Source organism: Streptomyces sp. CNB091 (genome assembly GCF_000377965.1).
This window is the reverse complement of the sequence record NZ_KB899005.1, coordinates 111,796-131,201: the sequence shown is the minus strand read 5'-3', so window position 1 is coordinate 131,201 and position 19,406 is coordinate 111,796. Positions and strand designations below refer to the sequence as shown.

At 67.3% G+C, this 19,406-nt stretch carries 31 protein-coding genes; 1 reads left to right on the top strand and 30 read right to left on the bottom strand.

The window, feature by feature from the left end; translation table 11 throughout:
• Nucleotides 1-176 precede the first annotated feature (176 nt).
• Entirely contained in the window at nucleotides 177-1,796 is a 1,620-nt protein-coding gene (locus D581_RS0126660) for an ABC-F family ATP-binding cassette domain-containing protein (RefSeq protein ID WP_018960213.1), read from the bottom strand.
• 67 nt (nucleotides 1,797-1,863) lie between these two features.
• Between D581_RS0126660 and D581_RS0126655 the strand changes: the two genes are divergently transcribed.
• Nucleotides 1,864-2,715, top strand: a complete 852-nt coding sequence (locus D581_RS0126655) for a hypothetical protein (protein WP_026290934.1) — start codon at nucleotides 1,864-1,866, stop codon at nucleotides 2,713-2,715.
• Between the two features lie 100 nt (nucleotides 2,716-2,815).
• Here the strand turns inward: D581_RS0126655 and truA are convergent, their stop codons facing one another.
• From truA to rplD, 29 genes are all read right to left on the bottom strand, one after another.
• Complete coding sequence (gene truA, locus D581_RS0126650; protein ID WP_018960211.1) at nucleotides 2,816-3,670, bottom strand: tRNA pseudouridine(38-40) synthase TruA; 855 nt, start codon at nucleotides 3,668-3,670, stop codon at nucleotides 2,816-2,818.
• Between the two features lie 93 nt (nucleotides 3,671-3,763).
• Nucleotides 3,764-4,267 carry a 50S ribosomal protein L17 gene (rplQ, locus tag D581_RS0126645; protein WP_018960210.1) on the bottom strand — a complete coding sequence of 168 codons (504 nt, stop codon included), beginning with the start codon at nucleotides 4,265-4,267 and terminating at the stop codon, nucleotides 3,764-3,766.
• A gap of 278 nt (nucleotides 4,268-4,545) precedes the next feature.
• Nucleotides 4,546-5,568 (bottom strand): DNA-directed RNA polymerase subunit alpha, encoded by a 1,023-nt coding sequence (locus D581_RS0126640; protein WP_003966937.1) that lies wholly within the window; start codon nucleotides 5,566-5,568, stop codon nucleotides 4,546-4,548.
• A gap of 137 nt (nucleotides 5,569-5,705) precedes the next feature.
• Nucleotides 5,706-6,110, bottom strand: a complete 405-nt coding sequence (rpsK, locus tag D581_RS0126635; RefSeq protein WP_003956432.1) for a 30S ribosomal protein S11 — start codon at nucleotides 6,108-6,110, stop codon at nucleotides 5,706-5,708.
• A 104-nt stretch (nucleotides 6,111-6,214) separates the two neighbouring features.
• The gene (gene rpsM / locus D581_RS0126630; protein WP_007446719.1) at nucleotides 6,215-6,595 is read right to left on the bottom strand and encodes a 30S ribosomal protein S13; all 381 of its coding nucleotides are present in this window, start codon (nucleotides 6,593-6,595) and stop codon (nucleotides 6,215-6,217) included.
• A 194-nt stretch (nucleotides 6,596-6,789) separates the two neighbouring features.
• A complete protein-coding gene (rpmJ, locus tag D581_RS0126625; protein WP_003956441.1) occupies nucleotides 6,790-6,903 on the bottom strand; it encodes a 50S ribosomal protein L36 in 114 nt (37 codons plus the stop codon).
• Nucleotides 6,904-6,962: 59 nt separating this feature from the next.
• Complete coding sequence (gene infA / locus D581_RS0126620; RefSeq protein WP_003956442.1) at nucleotides 6,963-7,184, bottom strand: translation initiation factor IF-1; 222 nt, start codon at nucleotides 7,182-7,184, stop codon at nucleotides 6,963-6,965.
• Nucleotides 7,185-7,357: 173 nt separating this feature from the next.
• A complete protein-coding gene (gene map / locus D581_RS0126615) occupies nucleotides 7,358-8,194 on the bottom strand; it encodes a type I methionyl aminopeptidase (RefSeq protein ID WP_018960209.1) in 837 nt (278 codons plus the stop codon).
• Between the two features lie 134 nt (nucleotides 8,195-8,328).
• Nucleotides 8,329-8,997 carry an adenylate kinase gene (locus D581_RS0126610; RefSeq protein ID WP_018960208.1) on the bottom strand — a complete coding sequence of 223 codons (669 nt, stop codon included), beginning with the start codon at nucleotides 8,995-8,997 and terminating at the stop codon, nucleotides 8,329-8,331.
• Nucleotides 8,997-10,310: a preprotein translocase subunit SecY gene (gene secY, locus D581_RS0126605; protein ID WP_018960207.1), complete on the bottom strand. Its 1,314-nt coding sequence runs from the start codon at nucleotides 10,308-10,310 to the stop codon at nucleotides 8,997-8,999. Before secY ends, D581_RS0126610 begins: the two co-directional genes overlap by 1 nt.
• 380 nt (nucleotides 10,311-10,690) lie before the next feature.
• Nucleotides 10,691-11,146 carry a 50S ribosomal protein L15 gene (gene rplO / locus D581_RS0126600; RefSeq protein WP_003966942.1) on the bottom strand — a complete coding sequence of 152 codons (456 nt, stop codon included), beginning with the start codon at nucleotides 11,144-11,146 and terminating at the stop codon, nucleotides 10,691-10,693.
• Between the two features lies 1 nt (nucleotide 11,147).
• Nucleotides 11,148-11,330 carry a 50S ribosomal protein L30 gene (gene rpmD / locus D581_RS0126595; RefSeq protein WP_003966943.1) on the bottom strand — a complete coding sequence of 61 codons (183 nt, stop codon included), beginning with the start codon at nucleotides 11,328-11,330 and terminating at the stop codon, nucleotides 11,148-11,150.
• A complete protein-coding gene (gene rpsE / locus D581_RS0126590; protein WP_003966944.1) occupies nucleotides 11,330-11,935 on the bottom strand; it encodes a 30S ribosomal protein S5 in 606 nt (201 codons plus the stop codon). Before rpsE ends, rpmD begins: the two co-directional genes overlap by 1 nt.
• Before the next feature lie 47 nt (nucleotides 11,936-11,982).
• Nucleotides 11,983-12,366: a 50S ribosomal protein L18 gene (rplR, locus tag D581_RS0126585; RefSeq protein WP_015610732.1), complete on the bottom strand. Its 384-nt coding sequence runs from the start codon at nucleotides 12,364-12,366 to the stop codon at nucleotides 11,983-11,985.
• Nucleotides 12,367-12,368: 2 nt separating this feature from the next.
• Entirely contained in the window at nucleotides 12,369-12,908 is a 540-nt protein-coding gene (gene rplF, locus D581_RS0126580; RefSeq protein ID WP_018960206.1) for a 50S ribosomal protein L6, read from the bottom strand.
• Between the two features lie 21 nt (nucleotides 12,909-12,929).
• Nucleotides 12,930-13,328: a 30S ribosomal protein S8 gene (gene rpsH, locus D581_RS0126575; RefSeq protein ID WP_007446728.1), complete on the bottom strand. Its 399-nt coding sequence runs from the start codon at nucleotides 13,326-13,328 to the stop codon at nucleotides 12,930-12,932.
• A 223-nt stretch (nucleotides 13,329-13,551) separates the two neighbouring features.
• Entirely contained in the window at nucleotides 13,552-13,737 is a 186-nt protein-coding gene (locus D581_RS0126570; protein ID WP_003948630.1) for a type Z 30S ribosomal protein S14, read from the bottom strand.
• 2 nt (nucleotides 13,738-13,739) lie between these two features.
• Nucleotides 13,740-14,297 (bottom strand): 50S ribosomal protein L5, encoded by a 558-nt coding sequence (rplE, locus tag D581_RS0126565; protein ID WP_003966948.1) that lies wholly within the window; start codon nucleotides 14,295-14,297, stop codon nucleotides 13,740-13,742.
• Complete coding sequence (rplX, locus tag D581_RS0126560) at nucleotides 14,297-14,620, bottom strand: 50S ribosomal protein L24 (RefSeq protein WP_018960205.1); 324 nt, start codon at nucleotides 14,618-14,620, stop codon at nucleotides 14,297-14,299. The genes rplE and rplX overlap by 1 nt, the downstream gene beginning before the upstream one ends.
• Before the next feature lie 2 nt (nucleotides 14,621-14,622).
• On the bottom strand, nucleotides 14,623-14,991 hold the full coding sequence (rplN, locus tag D581_RS0126555) for a 50S ribosomal protein L14 (RefSeq protein ID WP_003966950.1): 369 nt from the start codon (nucleotides 14,989-14,991) through the stop codon (nucleotides 14,623-14,625).
• A 107-nt stretch (nucleotides 14,992-15,098) separates the two neighbouring features.
• Nucleotides 15,099-15,383, bottom strand: coding sequence for a 30S ribosomal protein S17 (gene rpsQ / locus D581_RS0126550; protein ID WP_018960204.1), 285 nt, complete (start codon nucleotides 15,381-15,383; stop codon nucleotides 15,099-15,101).
• Nucleotides 15,383-15,607, bottom strand: coding sequence for a 50S ribosomal protein L29 (gene rpmC, locus D581_RS0126545; RefSeq protein WP_003966952.1), 225 nt, complete (start codon nucleotides 15,605-15,607; stop codon nucleotides 15,383-15,385). The genes rpsQ and rpmC overlap by 1 nt, the downstream gene beginning before the upstream one ends.
• Nucleotides 15,607-16,026: a 50S ribosomal protein L16 gene (gene rplP / locus D581_RS0126540; protein ID WP_003966953.1), complete on the bottom strand. Its 420-nt coding sequence runs from the start codon at nucleotides 16,024-16,026 to the stop codon at nucleotides 15,607-15,609. Before rplP ends, rpmC begins: the two co-directional genes overlap by 1 nt.
• Nucleotides 16,027-16,031: 5 nt before the next feature.
• Nucleotides 16,032-16,871, bottom strand: a complete 840-nt coding sequence (gene rpsC / locus D581_RS0126535; protein WP_018510593.1) for a 30S ribosomal protein S3 — start codon at nucleotides 16,869-16,871, stop codon at nucleotides 16,032-16,034.
• On the bottom strand, nucleotides 16,871-17,218 hold the full coding sequence (gene rplV / locus D581_RS0126530) for a 50S ribosomal protein L22 (RefSeq protein ID WP_026290933.1): 348 nt from the start codon (nucleotides 17,216-17,218) through the stop codon (nucleotides 16,871-16,873). Before rplV ends, rpsC begins: the two co-directional genes overlap by 1 nt.
• 42 nt (nucleotides 17,219-17,260) lie before the next feature.
• Nucleotides 17,261-17,542, bottom strand: coding sequence for a 30S ribosomal protein S19 (gene rpsS, locus D581_RS0126525; protein WP_003966956.1), 282 nt, complete (start codon nucleotides 17,540-17,542; stop codon nucleotides 17,261-17,263).
• Nucleotides 17,543-17,554: 12 nt separating this feature from the next.
• Nucleotides 17,555-18,391, bottom strand: a complete 837-nt coding sequence (rplB, locus tag D581_RS0126520; RefSeq protein WP_018510594.1) for a 50S ribosomal protein L2 — start codon at nucleotides 18,389-18,391, stop codon at nucleotides 17,555-17,557.
• 39 nt (nucleotides 18,392-18,430) lie between these two features.
• Nucleotides 18,431-18,754, bottom strand: coding sequence for a 50S ribosomal protein L23 (gene rplW / locus D581_RS0126515; RefSeq protein WP_007446738.1), 324 nt, complete (start codon nucleotides 18,752-18,754; stop codon nucleotides 18,431-18,433).
• A complete protein-coding gene (gene rplD, locus D581_RS0126510) occupies nucleotides 18,754-19,404 on the bottom strand; it encodes a 50S ribosomal protein L4 (RefSeq protein ID WP_003966959.1) in 651 nt (216 codons plus the stop codon). The genes rplW and rplD overlap by 1 nt, the downstream gene beginning before the upstream one ends.
• Nucleotides 19,405-19,406: the final 2 nt, after the last annotated feature.

The following is a 19,406-nucleotide window of genomic DNA, read 5'->3' as shown; positions in this document are numbered from 1 at the left end:
CCAGCCCCGCCGGCGCTTGAGGCGCGGGGGCCCGGGGGCAGCGCCCCCGCAACGGCGCCGCACGGCCCACGCACCGCACCACCCCGCACCCCCGCACCCACCGGCACCCCCGGCGCACCCCACACGCACCCCTCGCGCCGCCCGGCCCACCCCACCCCGCCGCCGACCGCCCAAGGTCACCGCACCCGCTGAACCCTCCGCTCGTCCCACACCGGCTCCGAGGTCTCCCGCACGACCCCGTCCGACCCGAAGACCAGATACCGGTCGAAGGACTTCGCGAACCACCGGTCGTGCGTGACGGCCATCACCGTTCCGTCGTACACCTCAAGCCCGTCCTGCAACGCCTCCGCCGACTCCAGGTCCAGGTTGTCCGTGGGCTCGTCCAGCAGCAGCGCCGTCGTGCCGGCCAGCTCCAGGAGCAGGATCTGGAACCGCGCCTGCTGCCCGCCGGACAGCTTCTCGAACGGCTGGTCTCCCTGCCGCTCCAGCTCATAGCGCCGCAGCACCGACATCGCCCCGCCCCGGTCCTTGGCATGCTCGGACCAGAGGATCTCCACCAGCGTCTTGCCGAGCAGCTCCGGATGCGCGTGCGTCTGGGCGAAGTGCCCGGGCACGACCCGCGCCCCGAGCTTCCACTCCCCCGTGTGAGCCACCGGCTCACCGGCCAGCAGCCGCAGGAAGTGCGACTTGCCCGACCCGTTGGAGCCGAGGACCGCGACCCGCTCCCCGTAGTAGATCTCCAGGTCGAACGGCTTCATCAGCCCGGTCAGCTCCAGGCCCTTGCAGGTCACCGCCCGCACCCCGGTCCGCCCGCCGCGCAGCCGCATCCTGATGTCCTGCTCGCGCGGCGGCTCCGGCGGCGGGCCCGCCTCCTCGAACTTCTTGAAGCGGGTCTGCATCGCGTGGTAGCGGTTCGCCATGTCGGGGCTGTTCGCCGCCTGCTGCCGCATCCGCAGGACGAGCGCCTTCAGCCGCGCGTGCTCCTCCTGCCAGCGCCGCAGCAGCTCCTCGAACCGGGCGAAACGCTCCTTGCGCGCGTCGTGGTACGTGGCGAAACCACCGCCGTGCACCCATACGTCGCTGCCCGCCGGACTCGGCTCGACGCTGACGATCTTCTCTGCGGCACGGGACAGCAGCTCCCGGTCGTGGGAGACGAAGAGAACCGTCTTACGGGTCTCCTTCAGCTTCCCCTCCAGCCACCGCTTGCCCGGCACGTCCAGATAGTTGTCCGGTTCATCGAGCAGCAGGACCTCGTCGGGCCCGCGCAGCAGCGCTTCCAGCACCAGCCGCTTCTGCTCACCGCCGCTGAGCGTGCGGACCTCGCGCCACTGCGCCTTCTCGTACGGGACGCCCAGCGCGGCCATGGTGCACATGTCCCAGACCGTCTCGGCCTCGTAACCCCGCGCCTCCGCCCAGTCGCTCAGCGCCTGCGCGTACGCCATCTGCGCGGCCTCGTCGTCGACGGTGAGGATGCGTTCCTCGGCCGCGTCGACGGCCTTGGCCGCCTCCCTGATCCGAGGCTGGGCCACGGAGACCAACAGGTCCCGCACCGTCCGCTCGTCCCGCACCGAGCCCACGAACTGCGGCATCACGCCGAGCCCGCCGCTCACCGACACCGTGCCGCCGTGCGGCTGGAGCTCACCGGCGAGCAGCCGCAACAAGGTCGTCTTGCCCGCACCGTTCGCCCCGACGAGCGCGACGACGGCCCCGTCGGCCACCCGGAACGAGGCGTCGCCGAGCAGCACCCGCCCGTCCGGTAGGTAGTACTCCAGGTGGCCTGCTTCGAGATGTCCCATACAGAGCATTGTCACGGTCCGCGAACGGTTGTCCCAACCGGTTTACGTCTCCCTCTAAACTGCGCGCATGAGCTTTGGGCAAGGGGGGGCCTCCTGGGGGCCCGGGGGCGACGGGACTCCGGACTGGGCGGCGCTGGCGGAGGAATCCGCGGCGCGCGCCCGCCGTAAGAGACTGCTGATGATCGGCGGCGGCGCGCTGGCCACCGTGGCGATAGGCGCGATCGTGACCACGGCCGTGGTCACGTCGAACGGCGGCGGCACGGGCAAGGCGGACAAGAACGCGAGCCAGTTGCCGGCGCCCGCCGAACTCCCCGAGGACACCTCGGCGCCCGCGCCCTCGTTCTCCTCGGTCGCACCGCCGCCCCCGCCGGACCCCAAGGACTACATCTCCAGCGCCGAGAAGGACAAGGCGCCGGTCACCGTGGAGGGGTTCTTCCCCGGCAAGAAGCTCACCATGGGCGACCGCGTCCACCTCAAGGGCGCGACGAGCAACTCCGCGAAGTGCGCGACGGGCACCCAGGGCGCACTCGGCCCGGTCCTCACGAACAACGGCTGCGACCAGCTCATCCGGGCCACCTACCGCAAGGACGGGGTGGCGGTCACCGTCGGCATCGCCGTCTTCGCGACGGAGGCCCGCGCGAAGAAGGCCGTCGACCAGAGCTCGGGCGGCCTGGCCTCCCTCAGCGGCGGCGGCGTCGACACCTTCTGCCGGGGCGGCACGGTCTGCCTGCGCACCGCCAACTCCTACGGCCGCTATGCCTACTTCACCGTCGGCGGCTTCGTGAACGGCAAGCGGGTCACCACCGCCGACAAGGACGTCTACGCGGTCAACAAGGACCTGACGAACTTCACCTTCCGCCAGATCCACCGCCGGGGCCAGCTCCAGGCCTCCCAGGCCGCCGCCGCCCCCAACGGCTGACGGACCGACACCCCCGCCGCCACCCGCGACGGCTGACGGGCCGACACCCCCGGTACCGAACTCCCGCTCCGGCGGACGGGAGTTCCCGCCGGAGCAACGCTCAGCAGCAGCCCGCCCCCGGCAACGTCCGCACGTTCCGCGCCTCCACGGCACGGGCCGCCAGCAACGCGTCCGCCGGGTAAGCCACTTCCTCCAGCGTCAGCCCGTGCGGGCGCACCACGTGCACCCCGGGGTCGCGCACCCTCGCGGCGAGCACCTCGGCGGGCCAGCCGGCCGGCCGCCGCCCGTCGCCGACGAACAGCGCCGCCCCGATCAGCGCCCGCACCATGTTGTGGCAGAACGCGTCCGCCTGCACGGTCGCGGTCAGCACCCCGGACGCCGGGTCCCGTACCCAGCTCAGCTTCTGGAGCGTACGGATGGTCGTCGCGCCCTCACGCTTCTTGCAGTACGCGGCGAAGTCGTGCTCCCCCACCATCAACGCGGCCGCCTCGTTCATCGCGTCCACGTCCAACGGCCGGTCGTGCCACAGCACATGCCCCCGGATCAGCGGATCGACGCCGCCGGGCCGGTCCCCCACCCGGTACGCGTACCGCCGCCACAGCGCGGAGAACCGCGCGTTGAACCCGGCCGGTGCCGGGGCCGCGCGCCAGATCCGTACGTCCAGCGGCAGCCGGCCCGCCAGCCGCCGCAGCAGCTTCTCCTCGTGCTCGGCCCAGACCGCCTCCGGCAGGTCCACATGGGCCACCTGGCCGCGCGCGTGCACCCCCGCGTCCGTCCGGCCGGCCACCGTCAGGTCGTACGTCACGGCGGAGCGGGTCACGGTCCGCAGCGCGTCCTCGATCTCGCCCTGCACCGTGCGCCGACTGGTCTGCTTCGCCCAGCCGGAGAAGTCCTTGCCGTCGTAGGCCAGGTCCAGCCGCACCCGTACGAAACCGGGCTCCGCCTCGTCACTCACCGCGTCATCCTCTCGACTCCCCTGGTCAGCAGAACGGGCCCGCACCGCCCCGAAGGGTGATGCGGGCCCGTCCCGTGGTCCGTCTCAGAACGCTCAGGCGTCCTTGGACTCCGCGTCGTCGGCCGGCTTGGCGTCCTCGACGGACTCGGCCGCGGGGGCCTCGTCCTTCTTGAGGGCGTCTTCCTTGACCGCACGCTTCGTCGCGGCCTCGGCCTCACCGGTGGCCTGCTGGGCCACGGTCAGCGCCTCGACCAGCTCGATGACCGCCATCGGGGCGTTGTCGCCACGACGGTTGCCGATCTTGGTGATACGGGTGTAACCACCGGGGCGGTTCTCGTATCGGGGAGCGATCTCGGTGAAGAGCGTGTGGACGATGCTCTTGTCCGTGATCGTCTGGAGCACCAGGCGACGGTTGTGGATGTCGCCCTTCTTCGCCTTGGTGACGAGGCGCTCGGCGACCGGACGCAGGCGACGGGCCTTCGCCTCGGTCGTCGTGATGCGGCCGTGCTCGAACAGCGACTTCGCCAGGTTGGCGAGGAGCAGACGCTCGTGCGCGGCGCTGCCGCCCAGACGGGCACCCTTTGCGGGACGCGGCATGGTGATTCTCCTTGTGTGCTGCACCGGCCGTATCAGGTACCGGTGTCAGTTCCCGCGAGGCGGACGCCTCCCGGAAGTCATAGCTGCCGTTCGGGCTCGGAGTCCGGCATCAGCCACACTCAAGCCCGCCCGACGCTCGCCGGACATAAGCCAAAATCCAGCCCGCCCGACGTTCGCCGGACATGAGCCAAATTCAAGCCCGTCCGGCGATTGAGGACAAAGCCTCAGCCCCGGCCCGGGGGCACCCTCAAAACCGGGCACCCCCCGCCGGAAGGCGATCAGTACTGCTCGGTCTCCACGAAACCGGCGTCCGCGTCGTCGTCGGCGCCGAAGGCGTCGGCGGCGGCGGTCGGGTCGAAGCCGGGAGGCGAGTCCTTGAGCGCGAGGCCCATACCGGCCAGCTTCGCCTTGACCTCGTCGATCGACTTGGCGCCGAAGTTGCGGATGTCGAGCAGGTCCGCCTCGGAACGGGCCACGAGCTCACCCACGGAGTGGATGCCCTCGCGCTTGAGGCAGTTGTACGACCGAACGGTGAGCTCCAGCTCCTCGATCGGCAGGGCGAGATCGGCGGCGAGCGCGGCGTCCGTCGGGGACGGGCCCATGTCGATGCCCTCGGCGTCGATGTTGAGCTCGCGCGCCAGACCGAACAGCTCGACCAGGGTCTTACCGGCCGACGCCATGGCGTCACGGGGACGCATGGCCTGCTTGGTCTCGACGTCGACGATCAGCTTGTCGAAGTCGGTGCGCTGCTCGACACGGGTCGCCTCGACCTTGTACGTGACCTTGAGCACCGGCGAGTAGATGGAGTCGACCGGGATCCGGCCGATCTCCTGGCCGACCTGCTTGTTCTGGACGGCGGAGACGTAGCCGCGACCGCGCTCGACGGTCAGCTCCATCTCCAGCTTGCCCTTGCCGTTGAGCGTGGCGAGAACGAGGTCGGGGTTGTGCACCTCGACACCGGCCGGGGGCGCGATGTCGGCGGCGGTGACCAGACCCGGGCCCTGCTTGCGCAGGTACATCACGACGGGCTCGTCGTGCTCCGAGGAGACGACCAGCTGCTTGATGTTGAGGATGAGGTCGGTCACGTCCTCCTTGACGCCCGGCACGGTGGTGAACTCGTGCAGGACCCCGTCGATCCGGATGCTGGTGACAGCGGCGCCGGGGATCGAGGAGAGGAGGGTGCGGCGGAGGGAGTTGCCGAGGGTGTAACCGAAGCCCGGCTCCAGCGGCTCGATCACGAACCGGGAGCGGAACTCGTCGACGACCTCTTCGGTCAGCGACGGACGCTGAGCGATAAGCATGCGGTGATCCTTCAGTCGTGGGCACCCACTATTTGATGCCCGACAGATGTGACAAGGGTACGGGCGGTACGCCCCGTGAGGGGTGTACCGCCCGGACCGAACGCTACTGACGCACGGCCGTCACCGGCCGCGACGCATCAGACGCGGCGACGCTTCGGCGGACGGCAGCCGTTGTGCGGCGTCGGGGTGACGTCCTGGATCGAACCGACCTCGAGGCCCGTGGCCTGGAGGGAGCGGATCGCGGTCTCACGGCCGGAGCCGGGACCCTTGACGAAGACGTCGACCTTGCGCATGCCGTGCTCCTGCGCGCGGCGGGCGGCCGACTCGGCGGCCATCTGCGCGGCGAAGGGGGTGGACTTGCGCGAGCCCTTGAAGCCGACGTGGCCGGCGGAGGCCCAGGAGATCACGTTGCCCGAGGGGTCCGTGATCGAGACGATGGTGTTGTTGAACGTGCTCTTGATGTGCGCGTGGCCGTGAGCGACGTTCTTCTTTTCCTTGCGACGCACCTTCTTGGCTGCGCCCTGACGACCCTTGGGGGGCATGTCTTGACTCCAGATGGAGAGGGGAGGTGATCGGTCCTACAGCGAAGACCGCTGGTTGCTGCGGGTTCCGGAGAACCGGAGGTCCGCAGTGCGTCCGCTGAGGACTACTTCTTGCCCGGCTTCTTCTTACCGGCGATGGCGCGACGCGGGCCCTTGCGGGTACGCGCGTTCGTGCTGGTGCGCTGACCGTGGACCGGCAGACCACGGCGGTGACGAATGCCCTGGTAGCAGCCGATCTCGATCTTGCGGCGAATGTCGCCCTGGACCTCGCGGCGGAGGTCACCCTCGGTGCGGAGGTTGGCGTCCACGTACTCGCGGATCTTGACGAGGTCTTCCTCGGCAAGGTCGCGGACGCGGGCGTCCGGGTTCACGCCGGTGGAGGCGAGGATCTCCTTGGACCGGGTGCGCCCGATACCGAAGACGTAGGTGAGGGCAACCTCCACGCGCTTTTCGCGCGGGATGTCAACACCTGAAACGCGTGCCATTCAATGGCTCCAGTTGTTAGATCGGGGGTCTTCCGCAGCGCCACTCCCGACCGCCGACCGCTCACCTGGAGCGGTGGTACGTCCGGGTCCCCGGCCCCCGCCGGAGGTGTCGTCAGCCGTGGCTTGGACGGGCACTGCGTATGTACGAATTACGTGCGTCGCGCGAAGAACTGCGAGATGCAGGCGGTCGTGCGTCAGCCCTGGCGCTGCTTGTGGCGCAGGTTGTCGCAGATGACCATGACCCGACCGTGACGGCGGATCACCTTGCACTTGTCGCAGATCTTCTTGACGCTCGGCTTGACCTTCATGGGATGTCAGGTTCTCCGGGTCAGTGCCATCACCCGCCGAAACGGGGTGCCGGCAAGATCTACTTGTACCGGTAGACGATCCGGCCACGCGTCAGGTCGTACGGAGAGAGCTCCACCACGACCCGGTCATCCGGGAGGATGCGGATGTAGTGCATCCGCATCTTGCCGCTGATGTGCGCCAGGACCTTGTGACCGTTCTGGAGCTCCACCTTGAACATTGCGTTCGGGAGGGACTCGATCACGGTGCCCTCAATCTCGATGGCACCTTGCTTCTTGGCCACGCTTCGCCTTTCGAATCGGCTACCTTGATCGGCTCTTGCTCATCGGTGTGCTGATATGCGGGCACACTGATGCACGAGAGCCGACGAGTCAGTCTACGTCAGCGGACCCCAAAAGACGAATCCGTCAAGTTTGCCAAGCCGGAGTGATCCTTAGACCTCCCGGCAGGGTCACATCACCCGAGAGGGTCGGGCGCCGCCTCGACCCCGTACTCCGCGAGCTTCGCCCGGCCGCAGTCCGGGGCGGTCAGGACCAGCGGCCCCTGCTCGGTCAGCGCGATGGAGTGCTCCCAGTGCGAGGACCAGGTGCCGTCCGTCGTGATGACCGTCCAGTCGTCGCTCAGGGTCTCCGTCCGCGCCGTGCCGAGCGAGACCATGGGCTCGATCGCGAGGCAGACGCCCGGGACCAGCTTGATCCCCTTGCCGCGCTTGCGGGAGACGTAGTTCAGCAGGTGCGGGTCCATGTGCATCTCGGTGCCGATGCCATGGCCGCCGAAGTCCTCGATGATCCCGTACTTGCCGGTCGCCGGGCGGGGCTGGCGGCGGATGTAGGACTCGATCGCCCGGGAGATGTCGACGAGGCGGTTGTTCACCTTCATCGCGGCGATCCCGGCCCACATGGACTCCTCGGTCACCCGGGAGAGCTCGATCAGCTCCGGAGCGTGACCGGTGCCCACGAAGGCGGTGTAGGCCGCGTCGCCGTGCCAGCCGTCGACGATCGCGCCGGCGTCGATCGAGATGATGTCGCCGTCCTTCAGGACCGTCTTCTCGTCCGGGATGCCGTGGACGACGACCTCGTTGACCGAGGTGCAGATGGTCGCGGGGAACCCGCCGTACCCGAGGAAGTTCGACTTGGCGCCGTGGTCGGCGATCACCTTGCGGGCGACCTGGTCCAGGTCGTGCGTGGTGGCCCCGGGCACGGCCGCCTCGCGGGTGGCGGCGTGAATGGCAGCGACCACCAGGCCCGCCTCGCGCATCTTCGCGATCTGCTCGGGGGTCTTGATCTGCACCATTGCTCGGCGCCTCTCTGCATCGACGGTGGCGGGGTACGGCTCGGCGTGTTCAACGATACGGGCGCAAGCAGTCGGCCGCGGCGCCCTGAGGCGCCGCGGCCGGCTTGCACTACGGGTGGTGCGGTGGTGGACGCTCAGCCCTCGTCGGAGGACTCGGAGGTCTTGAGCGCCTCCATGGCGCGGGCGGTCACGTCCGCGACCTTGCCCAGCGCGGAGATGGTCACCACGAGGCCCTGGGCCCGGTAGTAGTCGATGATCGGCTCGGTCTGCGTGTGGTAGACCTCCAGCCGGGTACGGACCGTCTCCTCGCTGTCGTCGTCCCGCTGGTACAGCTCGCCGCCGCAGGCGTCGCAGACGCCCTCGGTCTTCGGCGGGTTGTACGTCAGGTGGAAGACGTGCGCGCTGTCGTTGCGGCAGACGCGGCGACCCGCGATCCGCTTCACGACCTCGTCCTCGGGGACCTCGAGGTCGAGGACCGCGTCCAGCTTCACGCCCTCGTCCTTGAGCATCACGTCAAGGGCTTCGGCCTGTCCGACGTTCCGCGGGAAGCCGTCCAGCAGGAAGCCGTCGACGGCGTCCGACTGGGCCATGCGGTCCTTGGCCATCCCGATGGTGACCTCGTCCGGCACCAGCTGGCCTTCGTCCATGTAGGCGCGGGCCTGCTTGCCAAGGTCGGTGCCCTGGCTGATGTTGGCGCGGAAGAGGTCGCCCGTGGCGATGTGCGGAATCGAGAGGTTCTGAGCAAGGTACGCAGCCTGCGTTCCCTTGCCGGCACCCGGAGGCCCGACGAGGACGATTCGCATCAGCGGAGGAACCCTTCGTAATTGCGCTGCTGGAGCTGACTCTCGATCTGCTTCACGGTTTCCAGACCCACACCCACGATGATGAGGATGCTCGTCCCGCCGAAGGGGAAGTTCTGGTTAGCCCCGCCGAAGCCTGCCAACGCCATCGTCGGCACCAGAGCGATCAGGCCCAGATACAGCGAGCCCGGCCAAGTGATCCTGTTGAGCACGTAGCTCAGATACTCGGCAGTAGGTCGACCTGCCCGGATACCCGGGATGAAGCCACCATACTTCTTCATGTTGTCCGCGACTTCGTCGGGGTTGAACGAAATGGCCACATAGAAGAAGGCGAAGAAGACGATGAGGACGAAGTACGTGGAGATGTAGTACGGGTGCGTACCGTCCACGAAGTAGTCCTGGATCCAGGTCGCCCAGCCCGCGTTCGAGCCGGAGAACTGGACGATCAGCGCCGGGATGTAGAGCAGCGACGAGGCGAAGATGACCGGAATCACACCCGCCTGGTTCACCTTCAGCGGGATGTACGTGGACGTACCGCCGTAGGACCGGCGTCCGATCATGCGCTTCGCGTACTGCACCGGAATGCGGCGCTGGGCCTGCTCGACGAAGACGACGAGACCGACCATCACGAAGCCGATGAGGATGACCGTGCCGAACTCGATCCAGCCGTCGGCCAGCTTGCCGCTCTCCTTGATGGCCCACAGGGCGCCGGGGAACGTGGCCGCGATCGAGATGAACATGAGGATCGACATGCCGTTGCCGATGCCGCGGTCGGTGATCAGCTCACCGAGCCACATGACGGCGGCCGTACCGGCGGTCATGGTGAGGACCATGATGATCGTGGTGAAGATCGACTTGTCCGGGACGATCTGGCTGCCCACGGAACAGTTCTGGAAGAGCGCGCCGCTACGGGCGGTGGCGACCAGGCCGGTGCCCTGGAGGATGGCCAGCGCGACCGTCAGATAACGCGTGTACTGCGTGATCTTCGCCGTGCCGGACTGCCCCTCCTTCTTCAGGGCTTCCAGGCGCGGGATCACTACGGTCAGCAGCTGGAGAATGATGCTCGCCGTGATGTACGGCATGATGCCGAGCGCGAAGATGGTGATCTGCAGCAGGGCGCCACCGCTGAACATCTGCATCAGACCGAGGAGGCCACCCGAGTCGGCCTGGTCGATGCACTGCTGCACCTTCGCGTAGTCGACGCCAGGGGCCGGGACGTGCGCCCCGAGCCGATAGATCACGATGATGCCGAGCGTGAAGAGCAGCTTCTTGCGCAGGTCGGGCGTCTTGAACGCTCGGGCGAACGCGGTGAACACGGTGCCTCCTGCGACCCCCGCGCTATGCGTCAGAGGCGACGGGTCTGGATGGGACTGGATGGGATCGGATACAAGGCAGCCCTACATCGTAAGGAGGCCACAAAAGATTAACGGCGCCACCCTACCCGTCCGGGGAGTGAGCAGGAAACACGCGCCGCACACCGGTGCACGGTCCGCTTCCCGGCCCGCGCCGCGAAAGACCGGCCAAGCCGCACCATTTGGGACGTGCACGCCCCTCCGCTCCCCCACCGCCGGTGCGGTGGACACCCGTTCAACCTTTCCCGAGCCTTTACGGTTCCCGTACAGCGGCACAAACGCAGAAAAGCCTGGCCGGCCACCTCCGAAGAGGCAGCCGGCCAGGCTCAGTTCTGTCCCGCGGCTCAGACGAGCTCGGTGACCGTACCGCCTGCGGCGGTGATCTTCTCCTTGGCGGAGCCGGAGACGGCGTCAACCGAAACCTGCAGTGCCACGGAGATCTCGCCCTGTCCGAGGACCTTGACGAGGTGGTTGTTGCGCACAGCGCCCTTGGCGACCAGGTCGGCCACCGTGACCTCTCCACCCTCGGGGTAGAGCGTCGCGAGCTTGTCCAGGTTCACGACCTGGTACTCCGTGCGGAACGGGTTCTTGAAGCCCTTGAGCTTCGGGAGACGCATGTGGAGGGGCATCTGGCCACCCTCGAAGCGCTCCGGAACCTGGTAACGAGCCTTCGTACCCTTGGTACCACGGCCTGCGGTCTTACCCTTGGACGCCTCACCACGACCCACACGGGTCTTGGCGGTCTTGGCGCCCGGGGCAGGCCGGAGGTTGTGGGCCTTCAGCGGGCTGTTCTCCGCCATGTCAGTCAACCTCCTCAACCGTCACGAGGTGGCGGACGGTGTGAACCATTCCGCGGAACTCGGGGCGGTCCTCCTTGACAACCGAGTCGTTCAGGCGCTTGAGCCCGAGCGAACGCAGGGTGTCGCGGTGGTTCTGCTTGCTGCCGATGTACGACTTCGTCTGCGTGATCTTGAGGCGAGCCATTACGCACCCGCTCCCGCACGTGCACGGAGCAGAGCCGCGGGGGCGACGTCCTCGAGGGGCAGACCGCGGCGGGCCGCGATCTCCTCGGGACGCTGCAGGCCCTGGAGGGCCGCCACGGTCGCGTGCACGATGTTGATCGCGTTGGACGAACCAAGCGACTTCGACAGGATGTCGTGAACGCCGGCGCACTCGAGCACGGCACGCACCGGGCCACCGGCGATAACACCGGTACCGGGGGACGCCGGCTTGAGCAGGACGACGCCCGCGGCCTTCTCGCCCGTGATCGGGTGAGGGATGGTGCCCTGGATGCGCGGGACCTTGAAGAAGTTCTTCTTGGCCTCTTCGACACCCTTGGCGATGGCCGCGGGAACTTCCTTGGCCTTGCCGTATCCGACACCGACGGTGCCGTCACCATCGCCCACCACGACCAGCGCGGTGAAGCTGAAGCGACGACCACCCTTCACAACCTTGGCGACGCGGTTGATCGCGACGACGCGCTCGACGTACGCGGTCTTCTCGGCGGCGCTGGCGCCACCGTCACGGCCCTTCCGGTCCCGCCGCTCGCCGCCACCGGCACCGCTTCCGCGGCGCTGGGGTCCAGCCATTGGAATTACCTCTCTCTGTTACGGACGCTGTGCGTAGGAACCGGGGCTTAGAACTTCAGCCCGGCTTCACGGGCGGCGTCAGCCAGAGCGGCAATCCGCCCGGCGTACTGGTTACCACCGCGGTCGAACACGACGGCCTCGACGCCTGCGGCCTTGGCACGCTCGGCGACCAGGGCGCCGACCTGCTGGGCCTGGGCGCTCTTGTCACCCTCGCCACCACGGATCGAGGTGTCCAGGGTCGACGCCGACGCGAGCGTGTGGCCCGCGATGTCGTCGATGACCTGGGCCACGATGTGGCGGTTGGAACGCGTCACGACCAAGCGAGGACGCTCCGGCGAACCGGAGATGTGCTTGCGGACGCGGATGTGGCGGCGCTTGAGAGCGGCACGCTTGTACGCGTCGCCCTTGGCGATCTTCACACCGTATGCCATGGCTACTTACCAGCCTTTCCGACCTTGCGGCGGATGACCTCGCCCGCGTACTTGACGCCCTTGGCCTTGTACGGGTCGGGCTTCCGCAGCTTGCGGATGTTGGCGGCTACCTCGCCGACCTTCTGCTTGTCGATGCCCTCGACGCTGAGCTTCGTGGGCGACTCGACCTTGAAGGTGATGCCATCCGGAGCCTCGATGAGGATCGGGTGGCTGTAGCCCAGGGCGAACTCCAGGTTGGAGCCCTTCGCCTGGACGCGGTAACCGACACCGCTGATCTCGAGCGCCTTGGAGTAACCCGCGGTCACGCCGGTGATCATGTTCGCCACCAGCGTGCGGGACAGGCCGTGGAGGGCCTTGTTCTGACGCTCGTCGTTCGGGCGGGAGACGTTGAGCACGCCGTCCTCACCCTTGGAGACCTCGATCGGCGCGGCGACGGTGTGCGTGAGGGAACCCTTGGGGCCCTTCACCGCGACCGTACGGCCATCGATGGTGACGTCCACACCGGCGGGAACCTGGATGGGGAGCTTGCCGATTCGCGACATGAGCTTTCCTTCCTTTCCCGACTACCAGACGTAGGCGAGGACTTCCCCACCTACGCCCTTCTTGCCTGCCTGCTGGCCGGTCAGGAGGCCGTGGGACGTGGAGATGATCGCCACGCCCAGGCCGCCGAGAACCTTCGGCAGGTTGGTGGACTTTGCGTATACACGCAGACCCGGCTTCGAAATCCGCTTGATGCCGGCGATCGAGCGCTCGCGGTTCGGGCCGAACTTCAGCTCGAGGACGAGGTTCTTGCCGACCTCGGCGTCCTCGACCTTCCAGCCGGTGATGAAGCCCTCCTGCTGGAGGATCTCCGCGATGTGCGACTTGATCTTGCTGTGCGGCATCGAGACATCGTCGTGATATGCCGAGTTCGCGTTACGCAGACGCGTGAGCATGTCTGCGATGGGATCAGTCATGGTCATGAGTTGGCCTTCGGCCTCTCTCGCCGGGGTTTCCTGTATGCGCCATCCCTCTCCCCACTCAGTGGCGGGACGGGTGCGGTGCGGGGACCTACGGCGTAGTAAGTCGGTCTTGGGCGGCAGGCGCCCAACCCTTCAAGCCTACGGCATGAAAGGACGGGCTCCTGCCGACCAGATGCTTACCGAGAGTCTCCGGAACTTCCCTGTGCCCGAGGGCAGAGGGGAGTTACCAGGAGCTCTTGGTCACGCCCGGCAGCTCGCCACGGTGGGCCATCTCACGAAGGCACACGCGGCACAGGCCGAACTTGCGGTAGACGGAGTGGGGCCGGCCGCAGCGCTGGCAGCGGGTGTACCCGCGCACGCCGAACTTCGGCTTACGGGCGGCCTTAGCGATCAGAGCCTTCTTCGCCACGGTCAGTTCTCCTTGAACGGGAAGCCGAGGTGACGAAGGAGGGCACGACCCTCGTCGTCGTTGGTCGCCGTGGTGACCACGGTGATGTCCATGCCCCGGACCCGGTCGATCTTGTCCTGGTCGATCTCGTGGAACATGACCTGCTCCGTGAGACCGAAGGTGTAGTTGCCACGGCCGTCGAACTGCTTCGGCGACAGGCCACGGAAGTCACGGATACGCGGAAGCGCGAGCGACAGCGTACGGTCCAGGAACTCCCACATCCGGTCACCACGGAGGGTGACGTGGCAGCCGATCGGCTGGCCCTCGCGCAGCTTGAACTGCGCGATGGACTTGCGGGCCTTCGTGACGGCCGGCTTCTGGCCGGTGATCGTGGTGAGGTCCTTGACGGCACCGTCGATCAGCTTGGAGTCGCGGGCGGCGTCGCCCACACCCATGTTGACCACGATCTTGACCAGACCGGGAACCTGCATGACGTTCTCGTACGAGAACTCCTCACGCAGCTTGCCGGCGATTTCCTCGCGGTAGCGCGTCTTGAGACGCGGCGCAGTGGTGGCAGTCATCAGATGTCCTCACCGGTCCGCTTGGCAACGCGGATCTTGTTGCCCTCGTCGTCAAAGCGGTAGCCGACGCGGGTGACAACCTTGTTGCCGTCCTTCTCCACGACCAGCTGCACGTTGCTGATGTGGATCGGGGCCTCGGTGGTGACAATGCCACCCGTCTGCGAACCGCGAGCCGTCTGACCGGCCTTGGTGTGCTTCTTGACCCGGTTGACACCCTCGACGAGGACGCGGTCCTGCGTGGGATAGGCCACGATGACCTTGCCCTGCTTGCCCTTGTCCTTACCGGTGATGACCTGAACCAGGTCGCCCTTCTTGATCTTCATGCTTACAGCACCTCCGGCGCGAGCGAGATGATCTTCATGAACTTCTTCTCGCGCAGCTCCCGGCCCACCGGGCCGAAGATGCGGGTGCCGCGGGGGTCGCCGTCGTTCTTCAGAATGACGGCGGCGTTCTCGTCGAAGCGGATGTACGAGCCATCCTGACGACGACGCTCCTTGACGGTGCGAACGATGACGGCCTTGACGACGTCACCCTTCTTCACGTTGCCACCGGGGATCGCGTCCTTGACGGTGGCGACGATGACGTCACCGATACCCGCGTAGCGGCGACCCGAGCCACCGAGAACACGAATGGTGAGAATTTCCTTCGCACCCGTGTTGTCGGCGACGCGCAGTCGCGACTCCTGCTGGATCACGTCTATCTCCTGATCGTCTGCCGGTTCCCGGCGGGTGCCTCTCCGTTACGGGAGAGGCACCCCACCGAGCCTGGCGGAACTGACCTGAGGGGAGAATCCCTCAGGAATTACTTGGCCTTCTCGAGGATCTCGACGATGCGCCAGCGCTTCGAGGCGGACAGCGGACGCGTCTCCATGATGATGACGCGGTCGCCGACGCCGGCACTGTTCTGCTCGTCGTGGGCCTTGAGCTTGTTCGTACGGCGGATGACCTTGCCGTACAGCGCGTGCTTCACGCGGTCCTCGACAGCGACGACGACGGTCTTGTCCATCTTGTCGCTGACGACCAGACCCTCACGGGTCTTGCGGAAACCGCGGTCGGTGTTCGTCTCAGTCACAGTCTTCTCGCTCATCAGGCGCTCTCCACCGTCTCGATGCCCAGCTCGCGCTCACGCATCAGGGTGTAGATCCGGGCGATGTCCTTACGGACGGACTTGAGCCGGCCGTGGTTCTCGAGCTGGCCCGTCGCCGCCTGGAAGCGGAGGTTGAACAGCTCTTCCTTGGCTTCGCGGAGCTTGTTGAGGAGCTCCTCGTCGCCCAGCTCGCGCAGCTCGGACGCCTTGGTACCGGCCGACATCACGACTCACCTGCCTCGCGCCGAACGATCCGGCACTTCATCGGAAGCTTGTGAGCAGCGCGGGTGAGCGCCTCACGAGCAATCTTCTCGTTCGGGTAGGACAGCTCGAACATCACCCGACCCGGCTTGACGTTCGCGATCCACCACTCGGGAGAACCCTTACCGGAACCCATGCGGGTCTCGGCAGGCTTCTTCGTCAGGGGACGGTCCGGGTAGATGTTGATCCAGACCTTGCCGCCACGCTTGATGTGACGGGTCATCGCGATACGAGCGGACTCGATCTGACGGTTCGTCACGTACGCCGGGGTCAGCGCCTGGATGCCGTACTCGCCGAACGCAACCTGCGTGCCACCCTTGGACATACCGCTGCGCTTCGGGTGGTGCTGCTTGCGGTGCTTGACCCTACGGGGGATCAGCATTTCGGTCAGGCCTCCGTTCCGGTGCTCTCAGCAGCCGGAGCAGCGGCGGCGGGGGCGTCGGCCTTGGGGGCCTCGGCTGCCGGCGACTGCTGCGGCTTACGGCCGCGACCGCCACGCTCGCCACCACGGCCGCCACCACGGCCGGCCGGGCGGTCGGTGCCGCCACGAGCCGGACGGTTGCCGGCGCGGGCCGCGGCGTTCTCGGCGCGAACCTCGGCGATGTTCTTGACGTCGCCCTTGTAGATCCAGACCTTCACGCCGATGCGGCCGAAGGTCGTCTTGGCCTCGAAGAAGCCGTAGTCCACGTTCGCGCGAAGCGTGTGCAGAGGCACACGGCCCTCGCGGTAGAACTCCGAGCGGGACATCTCGGCGCCGCCGAGGCGACCGCCGCACTGGATCTTGATGCCCTTGGCGCCGGCCTTCATCGAGCTCTGCATGCTCTTACGCATGGCACGACGGAAGGAGACGCGGGAGGAGAGCTGCTCGGCGACGGCCTGGGCCACCAGCTGAGCGTCCACCTCGGGGTTCTTGACCTCGAGGATGTTCAGCTGGACCTGCTTGCCGGTCAGCTTCTCCAGCTCGCCGCGGATGCGATCGGCCTCGGCGCCACGGCGACCGATGACGATGCCCGGACGGGCGGTGTGGATGTCAACGCGGACGCGGTCGCGGGTGCGCTCGATCTCGACCTTCGAGATGCCGGCCCGCTCCATGCCCTTCGTCATCATGCGACGAATGGCGACGTCTTCCTTGACGTAGTCCTTGTACAGCTTGTCGGCGTACCAGCGGGACTTGAAGTCCGTGGTGATGCCGAGCCGGAACCCGTGCGGGTTTACCTTCTGGCCCATTACCGGGTTCCTTCCTTGCTGCTGACGACCACGGTGATGTGGCTGGTCCGCTTACGGATCCGGTAGGCACGGCCCTGAGCACGCGGACGGAACCGCTTCAGGGTCGGGCCCTCGTCCACGTACGCCTCGCTGATGACCAGCGAAGAGGCGTCGGGGTGGTCGTAGTTGTGTGCAGCGTTGGCGATGGCGCTGTCCAGCACCTTGCCAACCGGCACGCTCGCGGCCTGCGGGGCGAAACGCAGGACCGCCTGAGCCTCCGTGGCATCCATGCCACGGATGAGGTCCACCACTCGGCGGGCCTTCATGGGCGTGACGCGGATGTACCGCGCCTGGGCCCTGGCTTCCATGGTTGTCCCTTCGGTGTGAGTCATAGTCGTTTCCACCCCGCGCTAGCGGCGCTTCGACTTCCGGTCGTCCTTGACGTGGCCGCGGAAGGTGCGAGTCGGCGAGAACTCGCCGAGCTTGTGGCCGACCATCGACTCGGTGACGAACACCGGGACGTGGATCTTGCCGTTGTGCACCGCGATGGTGTGACCCAGCATGGCCGGGACGATCATCGAGCGACGGGACCAGGTCTTGATGACGTTCTTGGTGCCTGCCTCGTTCTGTACGTCCACCTTCTTGATGAGGTGGCCGTCGACGAAGGGCCCCTTCTTGAGACTGCGCGGCATCTAAACCCGCTCCTAGCGCTTCTTGTTCGTCTTGCGGCGGCGGACGATGTACTTGTTGCTCGCCTTCTTGGGAGAACGAGTACGACCCTCCTTCTGACCCCACGGCGAGACCGGGTGACGACCACCGGAGGTCTTGCCTTCACCACCACCGTGCGGGTGGTCAACCGGGTTCATCGCGACACCGCGGACGGTCGGGCGAACGCCCTTCCAGCGCATGCGGCCGGCCTTGCCCCAGTTGATGTTCGACTGCTCGGCGTTGCCGACCTCACCGATCGTCGCGCGGCAGCGCGCGTCGACCAGGCGGATCTCACCCGACGGCATACGAAGGTGGGCCATGGTGCCCTCCTTCGCCAGCAGCTGCACGGAGGCACCCGCGGAACGGGCGAACTTCGCGCCGCCGCCGGGCCGCAGCTCGATGGCGTGGATGGTCGTACCGACCGGGATGTTGCGCAGCGCCAGGTTGTTGCCGGGCTTGATGTCGGCGCCCGGACCGTTCTCGACACGGTCACCCTGCGACAGGCCACGGGGAGCGACGATGTAACGCTTCTCGCCGTCCGCGTAGTGCAGCAGCGCGATGCGCGCGGTGCGGTTCGGGTCGTACTCGATGTGCGCGACCTTGGCCGGCACGCCGTCCTTGTCGTGACGACGGAAGTCGATCACGCGGTAGGCGCGCTTGTGGCCACCACCCTGGTGGCGAACGGTCACACGACCGGCGTTGTTACGGCCGCCCTTGCTGTGCAGAGGGCGGACCAGCGACTTCTCCGGCGTGGACCGCGTGATCTCGACAAAGTCGGCGACGCTGGAGCCACGACGGCCCGGGGTCGTCGGCTTGTACTTGCGGATACCCATTTCTCAGTCCTCGTCCGATTCCGGACGACTCGACCTCCGTCAGGAGGTCGGGCCGCCGAAGATGTCGATACGGTCGCCCTCGGCGAGGGTCACGATGGCGCGCTTCGTGTCGGAGCGCTTGCCGAAGCCGGTCTTGGTGCGCTTGCGCTTACCCTGCCGGTTGATCGTGTTGACCCCGGTGACCTTGACCGAGAAGACCGCTTCCACGGCCTGCTTGATCTGGGTCTTGTTGGAGCCGGGCGCGACGATGAACGTGTACTTGTTCTCGTCGAGCAGCGCGTAGCTCTTCTCGGAGACCACGGGCTTGACGAGAACGTCACGCGGGTCCGAGTACGTCTTGCTGGTTACGGTCGCCTCGCTCATCAGGCGTCGCTCCCTTCGGTCTCAGCGGTCTGGGGGCCAGACACGAAGGACTCGAAAGCGGCCTGGGTGAAGACCACGTCGTCAGAGACGATCACGTCGTACGTGTTGAGCTGGCCCGGCTCCAGGATGTGCACCTGGGGCAGGTTGCGCGCGGACAGCCACGCGGCCTCGTCGGCGCGGTCGACGACCAGGAGCAGGTTCTGGCGCTCCGAGATCTTGCCGAGCAGCGTCTTGGCGGCCTTCGTGGAGGCGGCACCCTCGACCACGCCGGTGACGACGTGGATACGGGAGTGACGGGCCCGGTCCGAGAGGGCACCGCGCAGGGCGGCGGCCTTCATCTTCTTCGGGGTCCGCTGCGAGTAGTCACGCGGCTGCGGGCCGTGGACGACGCCACCACCGGCGAACTGCGGGGCGCGGGTCGAACCCTGACGGGCGCGGCCGGTGCCCTTCTGGCGGTAAGGCTTCTTGCCACCACCGCGGACTTCGCCGCGGCGCTTGGTCTTGTGCGTGCCCTGACGGGCAGCCGCCAGCTGAGCGACAACGACCTGGTGGATCAGCGGAACGCTGGTCTTGGCGTCGAAGATCTCCGCGGGGAGGTCGACGGTACCGGCCTTGTCGCCTGCCGGCGAAAGGATGTCAATGGTGCTCATTA